The organism is uncultured Acetobacterium sp. (genome assembly GCF_927416815.1).
Classification (GTDB): domain Bacteria; phylum Bacillota; class Clostridia; order Eubacteriales; family Eubacteriaceae; genus Acetobacterium.
Map to the genome: position 1 here is coordinate 1 of NZ_CAKMJU010000144.1, position 17037 is coordinate 17037.

18 protein-coding genes are annotated in these 17037 nt (G+C 40.8%); all 18 read right to left on the reverse strand.

Translation table 11 applies throughout. The annotated features are described in order from the left end of the window. The coding region (locus tag QZ998_RS16560; RefSeq protein WP_296561986.1) for a phospholipase D-like domain-containing protein at nt 1-1168 on the reverse strand (1168 nt) is incomplete at its 3' end. 240 nt (nt 1169-1408) lie between these two features. Next, entirely contained in the window at nt 1409-2245 is an 837-nt protein-coding gene (locus QZ998_RS16565) for a hypothetical protein (RefSeq protein ID WP_296561988.1), read from the reverse strand. 280 nt (nt 2246-2525) lie between these two features. Further along, nucleotides 2526-3269, reverse strand: a complete 744-nt coding sequence (locus QZ998_RS16570) for a hypothetical protein (protein ID WP_296561990.1) — start codon at nt 3267-3269, stop codon at nt 2526-2528. A gap of 31 nt (nt 3270-3300) precedes the next feature. Next, nucleotides 3301-3996: an MAE_28990/MAE_18760 family HEPN-like nuclease gene (locus tag QZ998_RS16575; protein ID WP_296561991.1), complete on the reverse strand. Its 696-nt coding sequence runs from the start codon at nt 3994-3996 to the stop codon at nt 3301-3303. Beyond that, complete coding sequence (locus QZ998_RS16580) at nt 3980-5029, reverse strand: DUF262 domain-containing protein (RefSeq protein ID WP_296561997.1); 1050 nt, start codon at nt 5027-5029, stop codon at nt 3980-3982. The genes QZ998_RS16575 and QZ998_RS16580 overlap by 17 nt, the downstream gene beginning before the upstream one ends. Beyond that, the gene (gene dcm, locus QZ998_RS16585; protein WP_296561999.1) at nt 5010-6092 is read right to left on the reverse strand and encodes a DNA (cytosine-5-)-methyltransferase; all 1083 of its coding nucleotides are present in this window, start codon (nt 6090-6092) and stop codon (nt 5010-5012) included. The genes QZ998_RS16580 and dcm overlap by 20 nt, the downstream gene beginning before the upstream one ends. Before the next feature lie 3 nt (nt 6093-6095). Then, nucleotides 6096-6380 (reverse strand): helix-turn-helix transcriptional regulator, encoded by a 285-nt coding sequence (locus QZ998_RS16590; protein ID WP_366512473.1) that lies wholly within the window; start codon nt 6378-6380, stop codon nt 6096-6098. 267 nt (nt 6381-6647) lie between these two features. Beyond that, complete coding sequence (locus tag QZ998_RS16595) at nt 6648-8219, reverse strand: recombinase family protein (protein WP_296562000.1); 1572 nt, start codon at nt 8217-8219, stop codon at nt 6648-6650. Then, nucleotides 8206-8643: a recombinase gene (locus tag QZ998_RS16600; RefSeq protein WP_296562002.1), complete on the reverse strand. Its 438-nt coding sequence runs from the start codon at nt 8641-8643 to the stop codon at nt 8206-8208. Before QZ998_RS16600 ends, QZ998_RS16595 begins: the two co-directional genes overlap by 14 nt. Next, nucleotides 8644-10206 (reverse strand): recombinase family protein, encoded by a 1563-nt coding sequence (locus QZ998_RS16605; protein WP_296562003.1) that lies wholly within the window; start codon nt 10204-10206, stop codon nt 8644-8646. Between the two features lie 61 nt (nt 10207-10267). Next, complete coding sequence (locus QZ998_RS16610; protein WP_296562005.1) at nt 10268-10486, reverse strand: SHOCT domain-containing protein; 219 nt, start codon at nt 10484-10486, stop codon at nt 10268-10270. A gap of 203 nt (nt 10487-10689) precedes the next feature. Beyond that, complete coding sequence (locus QZ998_RS16615) at nt 10690-11196, reverse strand: phage holin family protein (protein ID WP_296562006.1); 507 nt, start codon at nt 11194-11196, stop codon at nt 10690-10692. 64 nt (nt 11197-11260) lie between these two features. Then, complete coding sequence (locus QZ998_RS16620; RefSeq protein ID WP_296562008.1) at nt 11261-12589, reverse strand: hypothetical protein; 1329 nt, start codon at nt 12587-12589, stop codon at nt 11261-11263. Then, nucleotides 12579-13889 carry a hypothetical protein gene (locus QZ998_RS16625; protein ID WP_296562009.1) on the reverse strand — a complete coding sequence of 437 codons (1311 nt, stop codon included), beginning with the start codon at nt 13887-13889 and terminating at the stop codon, nt 12579-12581. Before QZ998_RS16625 ends, QZ998_RS16620 begins: the two co-directional genes overlap by 11 nt. Nucleotides 13890-13908: 19 nt before the next feature. Beyond that, the gene (locus tag QZ998_RS16630; RefSeq protein ID WP_296562011.1) at nt 13909-14880 is read right to left on the reverse strand and encodes a hypothetical protein; all 972 of its coding nucleotides are present in this window, start codon (nt 14878-14880) and stop codon (nt 13909-13911) included. Nucleotides 14881-14891: 11 nt separating this feature from the next. Continuing rightward, complete coding sequence (locus QZ998_RS16635; RefSeq protein WP_296562013.1) at nt 14892-16040, reverse strand: phage tail protein; 1149 nt, start codon at nt 16038-16040, stop codon at nt 14892-14894. An 11-nt stretch (nt 16041-16051) separates the two neighbouring features. Further along, nucleotides 16052-16432 (reverse strand): hypothetical protein, encoded by a 381-nt coding sequence (locus QZ998_RS16640; RefSeq protein WP_296562014.1) that lies wholly within the window; start codon nt 16430-16432, stop codon nt 16052-16054. Further along, nucleotides 16432-16905 (reverse strand): hypothetical protein, encoded by a 474-nt coding sequence (locus tag QZ998_RS16645; RefSeq protein WP_296562016.1) that lies wholly within the window; start codon nt 16903-16905, stop codon nt 16432-16434. The genes QZ998_RS16640 and QZ998_RS16645 overlap by 1 nt, the downstream gene beginning before the upstream one ends. Between the last annotated feature and the right edge of the window lie 132 nt (nt 16906-17037).

Here is a 17037-nt window from a genome sequence, read left to right on the forward strand (position 1 = left end):
CGTCCATATCAGCACCGATTTCAGAGATAATGGTAATCGCTGAAAAGATGTTTTTAAAAGACGGAACAGTTAAGATCAGATTTATTTTTTCTGCGTAGGGCAAGGAAAGACAAAGGATAAGATCTTCAAGATCGGATTTGCTATGCTCAGAATTTGGTTTGCTTAATACTAGAGATGTTTCAGACTTCATCCTTTCATACTCTTTACTCGATTCATTTATTGCTCTTTCTGCATAATCGTTAAGATTTTCACCGTAAGCATCAAGGTATTCCTCCAAATATTCTAAAGCTTTTTCTTCCTCATCATATTTAAGCATAAAATAAAACTCTGAATCTGTATTAGTAAAATCCAACATCCAGTTCAAATCTATACAATCTAGCTGGATTTTAATTTTATCTTTTATATCAATATATTGAATATTTTCCATTGAATATGTACTTTCGATTAACGTACTAAATTCAGAAAGCTCTTCTAAGTCAACGAATAATGCTTCAAGATCATCTTCATCAAATAAAAGACTGTTACGAAGACATTTCTTCTTAGTATCAGGATAGTGAGTTATCATTCTTTCAGTAAATATATTAAACCATGTTGAAAATTTATTTTCCATGCTAATGATAAATAAACGGAGAACATTGAAATCATCATCGAAATAAGGCACTGATTCATCCACTATTATTGGAAACAACTCATCATATAGTTTGAGAATAAATTTTTTATCTCTTATTATCGTTCCTGATTCAATATTATTTTTACTTTCATCAGAATAGTTAGCAGATCCGACATAAACTATATTATCCGTTCCAACAATTTTTCCGTGATTAGCAAAATTAAAGCCCACAAATGGATTCGATTTAAAATTATCCGGGTTCAGTTTTTCTAAATATTTAGAATAGTTTTCTCTATAACCTTGTTTTGCATTTTTTCCCCTTTGGGAATTTTGATAATTTGGAAAACGGGATGGAATATTAGTAATTATTTGAACATCAACATCTTCAGCAACATTTTTCAAGGCATCAATCAGAGTATTACTATAACTACTTTTTGAAATGTTGTATGTCAAAATTCTGATACACTTCGCATTTTTGAAATCATCCAATACATCTTTATAATTTAACTTATTTTTACTACAAACAAATTCTCCATTACTATACGGCATATTAAACATGAGCCACTCCCGTTTTGAAATAAAATTTGATGTTGAAACAACATATGCTTATCAATTCTGCTTCTTCGCATATATTGCAACTCAAAATATAGGTAAATTTGAATTAGTTGAAGGGTGGTTTCTGAGTAGCATCCATTACATTGTAATTTGTTTTGTTATCCGCACGATCAAACATATATTTATAGTTTGAACCTAATATTACTCAACTAATAAACAAGTATTTTCTTATCATGGACACTTCTATTCCTTTTTTAGAGTCGGTAGAACAATTTCTAAATAATCTTGCCAGTAATCCTCATCGCCTTCTATATCGTGGAGCCAATAGTACATAAATAGAATTTCTAATTCCTGCTTTCTTCCTTTTATGAACGATTTCTTTGGTATCTTTCTATACAGTGAATCGATGTTAAAAAGATTACTTTTCTGCTTATAATCATAATCATACTTTCTCCAAGTATATTGACTTTTACTTCTATGCGTTGAAGGCCAAATATTTTCATTTTCCCCAAAAGAACTTATCCAATTGCAAGCAAATGCAAGGAGATTAACCTGGTATTTTGTCCAGGTTTTATCGACCCACTCTGTCATTTCTTGCGATATTGACGGAATCACAAAAGTAAATTGCCGTTCGCTTTCAACTCTGTGATACTCTTTAATTAAAAGAAATAGCTTTTCAGTTTGATCTTTGAGAAAAGGTAATTTTTTAATAAGTCTTGAATAACAATCATATGACGCATTTCTAAATTCGCTGTCAGAATTATAAAGGAAAAACATCTCATTTTCCTTTACAATATTTCCAATATGCCTATTGATTTGCTTTCCATGCTCATTGTATAAGCCAACCGCCCATTCCCTAACTTCTGGTTCGTATTCTCTAATCTGCTTACGGTATTTTTCCAGTTTTTCACTTTGAAGTGCTGTTTTCTCTTCAGCTTCAGTAATATCCAGATAATTATTGAAGAATTCAAATACATAATCTACGCATATTTTCATGTTTTGTGTCCGGGCATCAAGGTCAAATTCATTTAGCTTATCTTCTTTTTTTCTCCGAGCAATGTATTCCTCAATAGTAAGCATTTCAGCACCTCTGTTTTTCTATTCCAGTTCTTGAAAAGGCTTATCTTCAAAACTTTTCTTCTTCAAAATTGCCATTTTTTTCACAATTTATAATTTAAATTCTATTTGATAATAGTCAGATTTGGATAGTTTTTTTAACTGATGTCTAATTTGAAATCATCCAGTTATCCGAATTTGACATTTTTTCACTCATTAGAACTGTGTCCTCATCTTTTCTGATTGCTCTAAATAAATCTCACAATCTCATAACCACGTTGACAGGTGATAGACGTTGTTTTCATCAAATGATAGTAACTTGTTTTTTGCTCACTATTTCCGCATAAAAAACATTAAACTTTCCCGACGAAACCCAATTAGCGGCAACCACTATTATTCTATCTCTGTTTACATATATATTGTCCTTAATTTCAACAAACATTTTTTTGTCGCTAAATTTTAAAAGAAACTCATACTCTCCAATATTAACAGATGACGTTAAAGATACTACTTTTGTTTCTGAATCATAAAAATACGGCTTTTTACACTTACTCTCAATAATTCTCCAACCAAATACACCTTTTGGGTACATGTATATGCTTCTGCTATCAACCAACATTTGTCCTATAATTTTGTTATTGTAAGTATCACAACAGTCGTATGATTTACACATTGAATATATTTGACGGATAGTTCTCGGGGGTCTTGGTCTCGCCACACCGTTTTTATGTTCGTTTGGAGTTTCTCGTTTTGTCTGTGATTTGCTGTTAATTGTTAGAGCCTCTAACGCACTTTCAAATATAAAATCCTCTTCTTTATATTTAGTAGAGTTAAAGTCATTCGAAGAACCGAATGGACAATTTTCTATATGCCCCTGTCTATTTGCGCTAAAGTATGTTGCGGATAAACCATCTAAATTACAAATATGCATAGCAGCATCACAAGCCGGATTTGGGCAGTAGAAGCGCTGATTCTTGTCTTCTTTTCTTGCGTTTCTAGCTAATAATTTTTCTTTTCTATCAATATCCTTGAACACATACATCGCCATAATAAGCCCTCTATCAAAATTACATGAACTATCATCTAGTTAGCAAAAACAATTTTTCGTCGTAATAAGTCTTCATTCCGTCCAAAATACAATTTAAAAAGAGAATAGTTTCATCTTTTATGCTTGATAAATCATCAATTGAATACTCTCGCCCACATTCAACAAAAGAGATAGTTCCATGTGCTAAATTATTACGTTTATTCTTTACGTCTTCAAGGACAACGCCTCCACGACAGTCATTGCTCATCAAATATGTTATTCCATGATCCTTGCAAATTTGGCGTATCTTTTCAGCATCAAGATTTCCACTAATATCTGTAGCTTTACGATTAAGTTCAATAATTTCTCTTCTTAGTACAGCAGTTACAATTTCTGACGCTTTTTCTCTATAAGAATTATAGTGTGCTGTTTTATCATATACCTGATTAAATTTAAATGAAAACCAAATATCTCGAATTTCTTCTCTAACATCATTGTAGGAATACCCGCAAGATTTCATGTCATCATAAATTTCAAGAATGCCTCCCATAATTGATGATTCAACAAGATTATAAATCATTAGTAATGCATTTGCTTTAAGCATCTTTAGAAAATCATCAGAATAAAAATCAGGTCTAATCTCCTCCATTCCTGAAAGGGGTTGTTTTTGATAGAGCTGTGCAATCGATCTAAAATAAAGTTCTATCTCATCTATCCTATCTCTATAAATATCAAGAGTTGCTTGCATCTTCATAATCCTTTAGGAGCATATCTCTAACGTATTCTATTCTTCCTACCACGCGTTTGGGTGAATTACTCGCATGCGTTGTAGTATGCACTTTAAAATCATCTGAATTTAGCCATTCCATTGAAACAGGTATTAAATCAGGTTTTTTTCTTAATGCAAGTGCTACACCAACTGAAATTGCTTCAAACCTAACTCTTGGAGTTGATTTTGCATTTTTAGTTTTTCTAAATCCAAACGGGAAGTGTTTTTCAACAAAATACAACATGGATTGAAACTCTTTATCATATGCTTTTTCCTCAAAATTCTTTTCTGATTCCACCACAAAATCTTCTAAAAAATCATCAACACGATGAACAAAGCTCTTGTAGTTGTTGAGATACGCAAAAAATCTAACTACGAGTTCTGAATCTTCGTAGCGTTTCTTCATAGTTTCACTCATTGGACAAAGACTATTAAAAAGTGTGTTATTTGCGCACTTTTCTACAAATGTCATAAACGCCCCTGTGTGTGAGCCTCGACGTATTTCACTTGATATAGCCTTTACACCACCCGTATTAATACGATTAAATATATCCTGTCTTGTTTCTAATGTTGTAGTGTCAGCAAGAACAATAATGCGTAGTGTACGTCCTTTGAATTTTCTTTGAAAAACTTCAGGTAAATCCTGAAACGTAAATCCATTTAAAGATGTTAGTTTATTTAAGTCTTTCAATGCAAGATCATTATATAAGAATTCTTCTAATGTCTGTGTCCGTTGTGCTCCATCAATAATTTCGCATCTGCCATCTTCTGTATCCGAAAAAAACATAAATGGAATAGGTAGTCCTAATAAAACTGATTCAATAAATCTATTTTTTGTGGTTTCATCCCAAATGAACTTACGCTGATACTCTGGAATATAAAAATCGTCATTGCGGAATTTTTCGACCAACACCTCTATCGGATAATCTTTTGTATCAAAACTAATTTCTTTCTGAAGCGTTCGGATTTGTTCCTCTGCTTGAATTTTCATTTCAATTGTTATTGAAGTCATTAATTCCTGCCTTTCCACTATACATTTGATTAATATGTTCCCATATGCTCATTCCGATAGTACGCCCCAATTCAACTGGCACAGCATTTCCAATGTGTATACCCAAAGCTTTCAAACTAAATTCAGTTTTATCTTCAGGTATAAATTGATAATCAGGAGGAAAGGATTGTAAAATTGCACCTTCCCTATATGAAATTGCTCGATCTTGGTCTGGGTGACCAAATCGACCATTTCCATAACCATAAAACTGTGTAGTTATTGTAGGTGATGGTTCATCCCACTGCATTCGGCCATAAACAGCGCCATAACTCTTTCCTGTATCTTTTTTGTGACAGTTAAGCTTAAGGTTCTCATCCCATTCTCTCCAAGTTCCTCCCGGCGTGGATTGGCGAATCCGCTCAAGGTTTTTATCAGACATTTTAACAACTCTATGCATAGGATCATGTTGATTGACCTCTCCGTTGGCGAGTTCTGGTAAATTACCAATAGCATTTCTAACTGTAAGATAGTTGTTTTCGTTATAAATAGGGTCGATCAACTGAATATCTCCTAAACGTGAAGCTAAAAGCACTAGCCTCTTGCGCTTTTGTGGAACACCGTAATCAGGGCAATATACTATCTGCCACGAACAGTGGTAATCTTCTTTTTCCAGTACATCAATAAAATCTTGAAAAACCTGTTCATTTGTTAGTTCTGGAACATTCTCCATTGAAACAATTTGAGGATGTATCTCTCGAATTATATCAGAAAATGAGTATAAAAGACGCCACTTATCATCCTTGTGACCTTCTTTTCTGTATCTCTGTGTATATTTAGAAAATGGTTGGCAGGGTGCACAGCCTACCAAAATTTTTATTCCATCTTCAGGGTATAATCGTTCTATATCTTTAATATCGATATTTGTAATATCACCTAGAATAAAACGAGAATGATTGTTTGTTTCGTATGCAAATCGACAGCTTTCGTTAATATCAATACCTGCAACAACATTCAAATCTGCAAGTTCCAAACCTTTTGTCAATCCTCCGACTCCGCAAAATAAATCGACAACACTTACTTGCATGATTCACACCTCCTCAATATTATCTTGATCTTCAATAAATAGTATGTGTATATCAACGTCTAATGCCTCTGCAATTTTTTGTACATTTTCGAGTGCTATGCTACGTTTCCCACACTCAACGGCACTGATGTATGTACGATGTAATCCAGCTTTTTTTGCAAAACCTTCTTGCGAGAGACCAATTTCATTTCTATACTTTTTTAAATTACGACCAAAAACCTTCAATACATCCACATAATCACCCCACTTTGAACACATTTTAACAAATTGAATACAATAAGTCAACATACAATAAGTTACATATGAAAAGAAGTCAAAATAAAATTAGTAGGAATATCGGCCATTGAGAAGTCATAATCCTCAAAGCGCACTAATTAGGTAATCCTTAACTGTTCTACCTATCCAACCATTTTTGAATAGTATTCAGTCATTTCTGGTGGTATTAATCTATATCATAAACTAATTGATTCATAATTATAAGGGAAGATTCGATAAATTTTATAATTTTAAAAACGTAACTTCAATTACAGAATTCGCGTTTAAGCACATTTTTATTCATCGTTTTACATCGATGCTCATACCAGATTTGAATTCCACCTTGAACCGATCGCCGCAAACGGTAATCTTCTCTATCAACCTTCTAACCAGCGGTTCATCGTACACTTCAATCTCAAAATCCTGCCCGTTTAGAAATTCCTTCATTTCAGTAATTCTTTGTTTTTGTCCTTCCCGCTCGGCATTTTCTACCAGCGCGTTCTGTTTAAGTTCCCGCAGACGTAAGATTTCATCTGCAATCTCATTATAAGCTTTTTTCGCATTGGCACATTCCAGCAGTTCTTTCTGCAAGCACTCCAATTTTATATCAACGTTCTCTGCCGAGGTATCACCCACCAGGTTGATCACTGTTTCGATATTCTGCTGTAGCTTTTCAATCACAGAGTCTTTATTGCCAAGTGCTAAATTGATGGCAGTGACTAATGCATTTTGTAAGTCTGTTTCCTGAACGGTTGGGGCGCTGCAGCATTCTTGGCCATGCTCCATTCTCGTTACACACCGCCAGACGATGGAGTGCTTTCCTCTGTTGTTCCATGCAACTCTGCGATAAATATCGCCGCATTTTGAACAATAAACGATGCCCGATAAGGCATACTTGCTGCTGTAGACCCTTTTCTTTTGATTGGCACCGCTGTGGAGATTTGCCCGTCTTATCATTTCTTCCTGAACCTGCATATAAAGGTTCTTTGGAATAATGGCTTCATGGCTGTTTTCCACATAATACTGTGGAACAATACCATTATTCTTCACCCGCTTTTTATTGAGAAAATCAATCGTGTAGGTTTTCTGCAAAAGCGCATCGCCAATATATTTCTCATTCTGGAGAATCTTCTTCAGCGTTTCCGGCCGCCACCTGGCCTTTCCCGCTGCTGTCAGAATGCCGGAGGCTTCAAGGCTTTTTCCAATCTGGGCTAGACTGGCACCTTCAAGGTACTCATAATAAATCCGTTTGATTACTTCTGCTTCCGCTGGGTCGATAACCAGATTTCTGTTTTCATCTTTGGTATACCCCAGAAAGCGGTTGTGGTTGACCTGTACCTCGCCGTTTTGATAACGGTACTGAAGCCCCAGTTTGACATTCTGTGATAGCGACTGGCTCTCCTGCTGGGCAAGGCTCGCCATAATGGTAAGCAGCACTTCCCCTTTGGAATCCATAGTATTGATATTTTCTTTTTCAAAGAAAACAGGAATATTCTTCTCTTTGAGTTCCCGAATAAACTTCAGGCAATCAAGGGTGTTTCTGGCAAATCGGCTGATGGACTTGGTTATAATCATATCGATGCTTCCAGCCATACACGCTTCAATCATGCGATTGAATTCTTCACGCTTTTTTGTATTCGTGCCGCTGATACCATCATCAGCAAAAATCCCGGCTAGCTCCCATTCACTGTTTTTCTCGATAAACTGGGTATAATGGGCAACCTGAGCATCGTAGCTGGTCGCCTGCTCCTCACTATCCGTCGAAACGCGACAATAGGCCGCTACCCTCAATTTCGGCTTTTCCTGCTCATCGACCGTATTCCCCACCCGTCTTCTAGCGGGAATAACCGTAACATTTCTACTTAATTCCACCACTTACCTCCACCTCACTTTCTATAAGACTATAGGCGTATTCCGCCTGTTTGAAAGGATCCGCAAATATATCAATCACCTTTGGCATCTTGAATCTCGTCCCGCATTCCGGTGTTTTCTGATCATTCAGCTCACGAATTCTACCAAGTGATCTGGCTTTTTCGATTCGCTTTGCTTCAGCTTTATCAAAGATCTCTTTATCAATGATTGCCGGATAATACGCATCACCCAGATAGCGTTTGTTCCTAAGCATTCTTCCTGCACAACCATGATGCAGTTTTAATCCGGCTGTTTCGGCAGCAACAGTCAGTGCCATGCCGGAAATATAGGCATTAAAAAATTCTCTGATTCTTGCCGCCTGTTCTTTATCTACCACAGCTTTGCCATCTTCGATCCGGTAACCGTAAGGTATGCTTCGACCCATCTACTTCACCAGCCTTTCTCTTAATTTCAGCCCGCATTTCAGTTCAAAAACCAGCTCTTTCCTTGACAGCACCGTTATTCTTTCCACATAGGAAAGGAACACTTTATCGTCATATTGGGTGAGCATTTCACTTTTTGAGACAAATTTCATCAGCTTCTTTAATTCCTCCGTCCGAGACATATCTCCCCCGATGAAGTGGATCAGGTTTTCCTTTTCGTCACGCAGTAATTCTGCCTGCCGACTCAATTCATTGCTTTCCTTATTAAAAAGCGCCGGATCCAGATAACCGCTTGCCACCAGATTCGTCAGCACCTGCCGCTGTTCGGTATTTTTCTCCAGTTTTATCTCAAGCTCGTTGATTCTTTCAAGCCGACTGTTGTCATTCTGGCCTTTGAGACTGTTTATCAGCGGTTTTAAGATAAGCTTTTGTCCAAATATCAGCTTGTTCATCATCGTTAAGAAAGCGGCTTTTATCCGATCATCGCGAATATACTTCATGGAACATTCAGCAGCATTTTCAATATGTCTGGAGCAACACCAGGCAATTTCAGAGCCACTGGGCTTATAGTTGATTCGGCGCTTGTAATTGCTGCCGCATTCTCCGCACTTTATTTTTGCTGAAAATCCATATCGGTTATGATATTTTTCGGTCTGGTCACTGATCCCTTTTTCTCTACCCCGCTGTTTCAATGCAGCATTGGCCTTTTCATAATCCTCATGGCTGATAATTGCTTCATGATGGCTCCGCACCAGATACTGATCTTGATCGCCATAATTCTTATGCCGTTTAAAACGGTCATCCGTGTAGGTTTTCTGAAAGAGTGCATCTCCCGTATACTTTTCATTCCGGATAATCCCCCAGATTGTTGCCGAAGTCCATTTTCCGCCTTTTTTAGCGGGGATCGCTCTTGCGTTCAAATCATCGGCAATGGCCCCAGTCCCTTCTCCCGATAATGCGGATGCGAAGATTTCTCTAATTATTTCAGCCTGATCAGGTACAATGACCATCGCCCCATCCTCATTCTGATAACCATAGGGTGGATAGGAAATGATGAATGTTCCATTCTGAAAGCGCTTTCTGACACCCCACTTCTCATTTTCAGAAATCGACACCGATTCATTTTCAGCCAGACTACTTAAAATCGAAAGCATCAATTCACTCTCCATCGAGCCGGTATTCAGGTTCTCTTTTTCAAAAATGATATGAACGTTCAGATCCAGAAGTTTTCTGACCAGTTCCAGGCAATCGGTTGTATTTCGACAGAATCGGCTGATGGATTTTGTGATCACAAGATCAATCTTACCGCATTCACAGTCAGCAATCATGGATAGAAGTCCATCCCGTTTATCTTTCTTTGTCCCAGTGATGCCTTTGTCATAATAGATACCTACATAGTCCCAGTCCTCATTTGCTTTGATGTAATGCTCATAGTGGACTTTCTGGTTTTCAAGGCTGACCAGTTGTTCGTCACTTGCCGTTGATACCCGGCAATACGCTGCCACCCGAATTTTTTTCTTCCCCGTGAAATCCCTGTTTTGTTCGATTTTTGTTATCTTTTTCATCAACTCACCTCACCTTCCGTAGGTCACATGTTACCTCTGAAAGCCATTGATAGCAACGAATTCAGGGCATTATCTCAGCTAAATAAGGCGAGAAAGTTTTACGGTTCAGTTCAGTTGTTTGATCAAATTCGCCCCTAGTGATCAGCCCTTCCGCCAGCAGTGATTCCAGTATTTTCTGGGCAAGAAAATAGTCGTATTCCCGCTGCAATTCTTCTTTTGTAAACTTTTTTATGACAACTGCCGGTATCGGCTGATCATCTGTGATTTTTGTTACCTGCACGGTTGTTCCTCCCATCCGAAGGATTGATCTGTTTCCTTCTACCGATAAGCGAAAAATCCATGCGAATCGAACCCCCAGACAAAAAAATAATGCCCACCAGGGAAAACTCCTTAGTGGGCACTGCTAGAATACTGTTATTAACTTAACCTTTGCGGCATCCGGCTGAAAACTTTCCCTCACGGATGTGGACAACTTGATCAATTTTATTGTTTCAATCCGGTTTTATCGGCATGATCCTCATTCCCTGATTTTATCTTTCCACGATCAACATCTGTTTCATTCTCCATCTGGGTGCGAATATTCTGGGTCAGCTTTTCTAGAAAGGGTGGGAAGTTGACATGCATATCCTTCATATTTTCCAAGATACTAATGATCTCATTACAGATTAGCCACACCGCCACAAAGGATGCGATGACAAAATTGACTCGGGCATCGACTCCGATATACTGGCTGGCATAGAGTAAGGTGTAATCCAGGATTGCGCCAACAGCAATCAGGTAAAACAAACAGACCTTTTTCATAATGCCCTGAAAGCCCTTATAGCTTGAAATCTTATTGCCCCGATACTTGGCTGCTGCCAGACCGGTGATGTAATCAAAGGTGGCCAGGACAAAAAGCAAGATAACCGGCACAGCCAGCATCCCCAGCCAACCGGAAAGGGCGGTAAAAACGACGACCACAACTAATTTAATCTTATCAAGATGTTCCATTTTTATTGTTCTCCTTTTAAATGTATTTCTCTATTAAAAAAGAGCCCGAAGGCTCCGCAATTGTTTAGATCAGATTCCACTGGGCGTTATGATAATAGTAGGCTTCAATCTTTTGAGCCTTGTTATTGGCATCGCCTTGATAGACATTGGATACCGGGAGTTTTATGTCAATACCATGCTGATTAAAGAGTGCAATCCGATGACCTGAGGTGAGACTGGAAATCAGCAGATGGTTGGTTTCCAGGGCAACGTCAGTAACCGTTTTAAAGGCACCATTGGCTAAATTACTACCGCAAAAATAGAAAATATCGGTGCCATAAGAAGCGATGCTGCCGCCAGAAAAATTCCAAGCAAGCCCACTCGAAACGGTGGTGACACTATTGGTCAGGGAATCGAATTTTAAAATGTTGTTGGCCCAATAAATATAAATATCGGTGCCAATGGCCGTCGCCCGACAGTTTATGTCAGGTAATGGTAAATATGCCACTAACGTATACGCATCAAGAAGGGTATCATATTTAGTGATCCGGGTTGTTGGATTACCATTTAAAGCCCTACCGCCGAACAGATAAATATCCGTTCCAATAACAGCTGCGCAGGATTCGACAGCATTGGAAACAAGCGGGCTGATTGCCGTAAATGCATGCGTTTCTGTATCAAAGCAATATGATTTACTGACAAAATATGAGTAGGAGTAACTGGTTGAATTAGCTCCCCCAAAAAGATAGATCTTTGTCCCAATTGTGGCGTAGCTAAAGCACCGCCAGCCGTGATTGTCATTATTAGGAATTGTGACCGGAAGCTTTGTCATTGTATTTTCCGCGATATCATATCGGTAAATATCCAGTGACTTGGTTGAGTGCTTCAGCCCACCCAACAGGTAGATGGAATTACCAACCCTGCCGGTCGCTGCTTCTCGATAGTAGTTAGAAGGCATCGCAACCCCAGTGGATGCGGTTTCGAGGGTATCCAGATTATAGGTCAGGATCTTGGGGCTTTGGGTAAAGCCACCAAAGAGATAGACCAGGTTACCAACCCGTTCAGCACAACCACCATAGCCACTGACGATTTCGCTGGTTGCGACGTTGACAATGTCATTCACCCGAGTAGTCGCATTGACGACACTGGATATGTCGCAGTCCAGCTTGATATTGGCTGCCGGAGTGCTTTTAACCCAAAGCTTGGTGGTATCTTCCGGGGCGACATCCCCAAAATGAATATTAAACTCAGCACTAGCCGGTGCACCTATCAGCAGACCATCAATCAGTCCTGAATAGCTATTGGTGGGGGTACCAGCAGGGAGGGCTAGGCCTTTACCAACTAGCGCTGTTTTAATATTGGAAAAATCGGTGATGGCCGTTTGAATATTTTCACTTAAGGTTTTAGTTGCCATTTAGTGCTCCTTCCAATTGATCATTAAGGGTACCCAGCTGGGTTGTGATGGCAACGATATTTGCTTCTGCTGTATCCAGCCGTGTTTCTAGCGGGTCAAACCAGGCTGCTTGATCGGCTTCGGTGAAATAATCCACCCCCTTGACCGGTGAATAACCGGCAGCACCAGCTGGACCAATTGAACCTACATCACCAGTTTCTCCCTTTTCTCCGGGAATCCCTTGAATGCCTTGTTGGCCAATGGGACCCTGAATTCCGGGATCACCTTTATCGCCCTTCGCCCCCTGAATGCCTGGTTCACCTCGTGGTCCGGCTTCCCCAGTCAGACCCGGCAGGCCTTGAATACCCTGGTCACCTTTTGCCCCAGGTAGCCCTTGGATGCCAGGATCGCCTTTATCACCCTTGGGGCCTTGAATCCCCGGCTCTCCCTGGTCACCCTTTGCCCCGGGCAGGCCTTGAATTCCGGGGTCGCCTTGATCACCTTTGGGTCCTTGTTCTCCTGGTTGTCCATCAATGCCAGGATCGCCTTGTTCGCCTTTTGGCCCTTGGATTCCGGGTTCTCCTTGAGCACCGTTTTCTCCCGGTAGCCCTTGGACACCTTGTAACCCCGGTTCACCTTTTGCACCCGGCAAACCCTGGATTCCCGGTTCTCCTTGGGGACCAGTCTCGCCTGGTAATCCTCGGTCACCTTTTGCACCTTTTTCACCGACTGGATCTTGAAGGCCGATATCGCCCTGATCACCTTTTAGACCCGGAATCCCGGGATCCCCTTTAGCTCCAATAAACTCCCCGGCATTGGCGCGCTCCACAACGGTTAGTGCTTCACTGCTGGCTTGATCGGCTTTTTCCAATGCCGATTTCGCATCTTCGCCAAGTTTTACCATTTGCTGTTCCCATTGCAAAAGGAGTGACGGTTCAATGGGCGGCTGGGGTGTATCACCTTTAATCGACTGGTTGATGCGGATTAGACCTCTTTCACTTTGCCAGACCGGGATGCCGGGATCTGCTTTGCCTTCCAGTTGCACTTCAAAAGCCAATAACCCCGAAGCCTGGGTTGTCGTCGCGGTCAGAATCCAGACGAAACGGATAAAATCACCATCGATTACCGGTATCATGAGAATCCGATCGATTAAACGACCAAGCTCGGTTTCGATATGAATATTAAAATCGGCCACATTCAGGCCATCATTCATTCTGGGAATCTCAAATACCAAACACTGAACCAGATGATCATATTGACTCACGATCATCTCATCATAAAAAAGCTGCTTTTCTTTGACGCTCACCTTATAATGCCGCATAAAATCCTCCTTCCATGCTTTACTCCTCCTCCGAATAATCCGGCCATTCCGTGATGGCCTCGACGACGTCCCAGTTTTTATTAACCGCCACACTCAGTTCACTTTGGGTCAGCTTGGCAAGATTGGCTGCCCCCAAGCCAAGGGCCAGCTTTTCCTGGCCAGTACGGTCGGTCAGCCCCGCCAGCACATTTCGCAGACTGCTTTTGGTTAGGTTGGGGCAAGGCGATAGATCAATGGATATATTAGTGTTGCTTAGATTAAGTTCTTTGAGATTAATCAGTCCATCAAACATTCCTTGACCATAGACCGCATTTTCCATATCCAAATATTGAATTGAGACCAAGGCAGCACAGCCCGAAAAAATCCCTTGCAAGCGATATCTATTTAGTTTCATCGTAAAGGCTTGTGGAATCGCCTGCAGTTTGCGACAGCCATTAAAAAAGCCCAGGTAAAGTGCCACACTATCATCATCGAGATAGACTGATGCCTGGTTTAAGAGATCAAAGTAAGCGATGTCCGTCCAGAGGCAGGGATACCAATCCACCGAAACGCCATCAAAACAAAGATAGGTCTCGCCATATTCAAGGGTAGAGGGATAAACCACTGGATGGTTGGGAAAATACATGGTCCAGACAACTTTGGTGGTCGGGTATACTTCACTGACCCGGCTGTTGGAATAATCCCAGATGTGCTCAAGGCCAAATGAAGCCGCTGAATTATGATAAGTCTGTCCATCGGAGGTGACAACGGTGCCTGCTTCATAAAAGTAGTCATTGACCAGGTCTTTAGCATAGTGCATCCGCAGATAGCCGCTTCGTCCTTGTGATAAGGCTTGCCACTGACTTCTAGCCCAAACCATATCGGGGTTGGGTAGCCAGTGAAAATCGCTTTCTTCCGGCCAGACAATCCGGCCATTAATTTTAGCTTCGATAATCGTCAATCCATTTGCTTTGAGGCTTTCGATTTCACGACTCTTAAATTTGATCCCCATCGCTTACCTCATTATCCGGAAACGTATTTTAAGTACAGAGTGCCTTGATCCATGACCTCAGGATATTCATCAACACAGAGCCATTTTTGACCACCAAAGTATTGATTCATGTATTCATTCACCGCTGGTGGGACGGTTTTATCGATCGCTTCTTTGATATCCTCGGTTTTAAGCTTGGTGATGATCGATTCAAAGTCGCTAGAAACCCGCCCCAGCTCGGCAACATTCTTTTCGGGGGTATCGGGGTAGCTGACCAGCTTGACAATCTGATGCTCCACTTCAAGGCCACGGATGCGGTCAATCAAAGTGACCTTATCGCCAATGGCAATGGCGAGATTTCCATAGTCATCGGGTAATAGACTGGCCAGATCGACCACCAAAGCGGTATAGACCCGATTGGGGATCGATAAGCCAGCCACTTTTTTCTGAGCCGCCGCCAGCAGTTCTTCCTTTAACTGATAGCGTTCATCGACCCAGACCTGGGTGATGACCTTATTAGTGTATTGAAAGTTTTCGACATAGGCTTTGCCGCCGTTGATATCCTCAAAACTTAGTCCGTCTTTGCCAAAGGCATACAGCCGGGTGACCAGATCAAAGCTGTCACCCCGGAGTTCACACTCTTTGATGTTGAGTTCGTCGGAAAAATGAACACCTTTATTGGTATAGCCTTGGGTAGTGGTCACCCGAAGGGTCTTTCCAATGCAATCATAGCGAAAGATCACCCCATAGGTTTTTTCAGCCAGTCGCAACAGGTCCAGGGTGTTTCCGGATTCCAGGGATACTGTTTTTGCAGAAGTGATACTCTCAGCACCAGTGAAGCTCCAGCCAGTCCCCGCAAGCACTTGACTGAGAAATGCAGGTAAGGTGATGTCTTCTAACAGAAACAAATGATAACCCACCACCATCAAGTCCGATAAATCTAAAACGCAACCGATGATGGTGGTTTGGCCACGTTCATCAATGCTTTTGATGACGTAACGGTTATCAAAAGTTAAAATCAGGTTTTCTTCGATTAGATATTTATACAGGGGGTGTTTGACATAGATTTCAAAGGATAGGGTATCTTCACCAGTTTCCAGCAGCTCGGTAATATAACAATTATCCATCTGTTCCAGTTCACCGATTGGCTGTTTGTTTTGGTTAAGTAAGCTTAATATCATCATTTCACCCGTTATTCCTCTGTTAAAAGCACACAGTCAAAAACAAAGACAGCACTGTAATGGCGGCTTGATATTTTACCTATCTGGGTGCGCACCAACATACAGTCAAAGCTCTGGCCTTCAATAAAATGGTTGTTAATGGTCACCACACATTTCTTTAGAGCATGTTTTAACGCTTCGATATCAGACAGCTTACCGTTTTTAAAATAGCATTCCAGCGCCAGCTTGCTGAAGCTTTCTTTGGTTTTAAAATAGATCGGCTTCGTGGCATTTTCTGGCCAGAAATAGGAGGGGTCATAATCCCCCGGCGTATAAAGGCTATTGGCATAGGTTGCTTTGAAGGTCGATAATAACACCGATCCATTGCTATTGGTAATGTCACATACTGCCATTAGATTTTACCTCCTCGTAAGCTAAAGGCCAGATCCCGAGAAACAATCGGGGTAATCGAGTGACCGACTGCCTTTTTATCCAGCTCGACGGTGGTGTAAATATAAATCGGTGCGGTAGTTCCACCATCCAGCATACCGGTTGAACTGTTTCCCGCTGAAGTTCTCCCGGTTAACCCGTTTGATTGGGTGTTCACGTCCAGGGTGGTGGGAATCGCACCGAGCATATCGCGGGTGACCGTCGCCATTTTTCTGACAAAACCAACCCCGACCCCGGCACCCATGTTTTCTCCAATATCCGCATACACTGTCGATGGTGAGTGCATCCCTAAAAGATTTCTGACCCCGTCCGTAACGCCACCAAAGAAACCGGTGACCTTATCTGAAAGCCACTGTCCCATCGACATGATCCCGTCCCATAAGCCTTTGACGATGTTGATCCCCACATCATAAATCGCCTCAGCTGTCTGACCCATCCCGGGCTGAGGACATCGAGCGGATCTGTTTAGCCATCGAACCGGTGAGGGTTTCCATTGAGACATCAACCAACTCTGCGGCATATTTGTAGGCCTGTAGGCTTTCAGCCGATACCCCGGCAACGATTGACG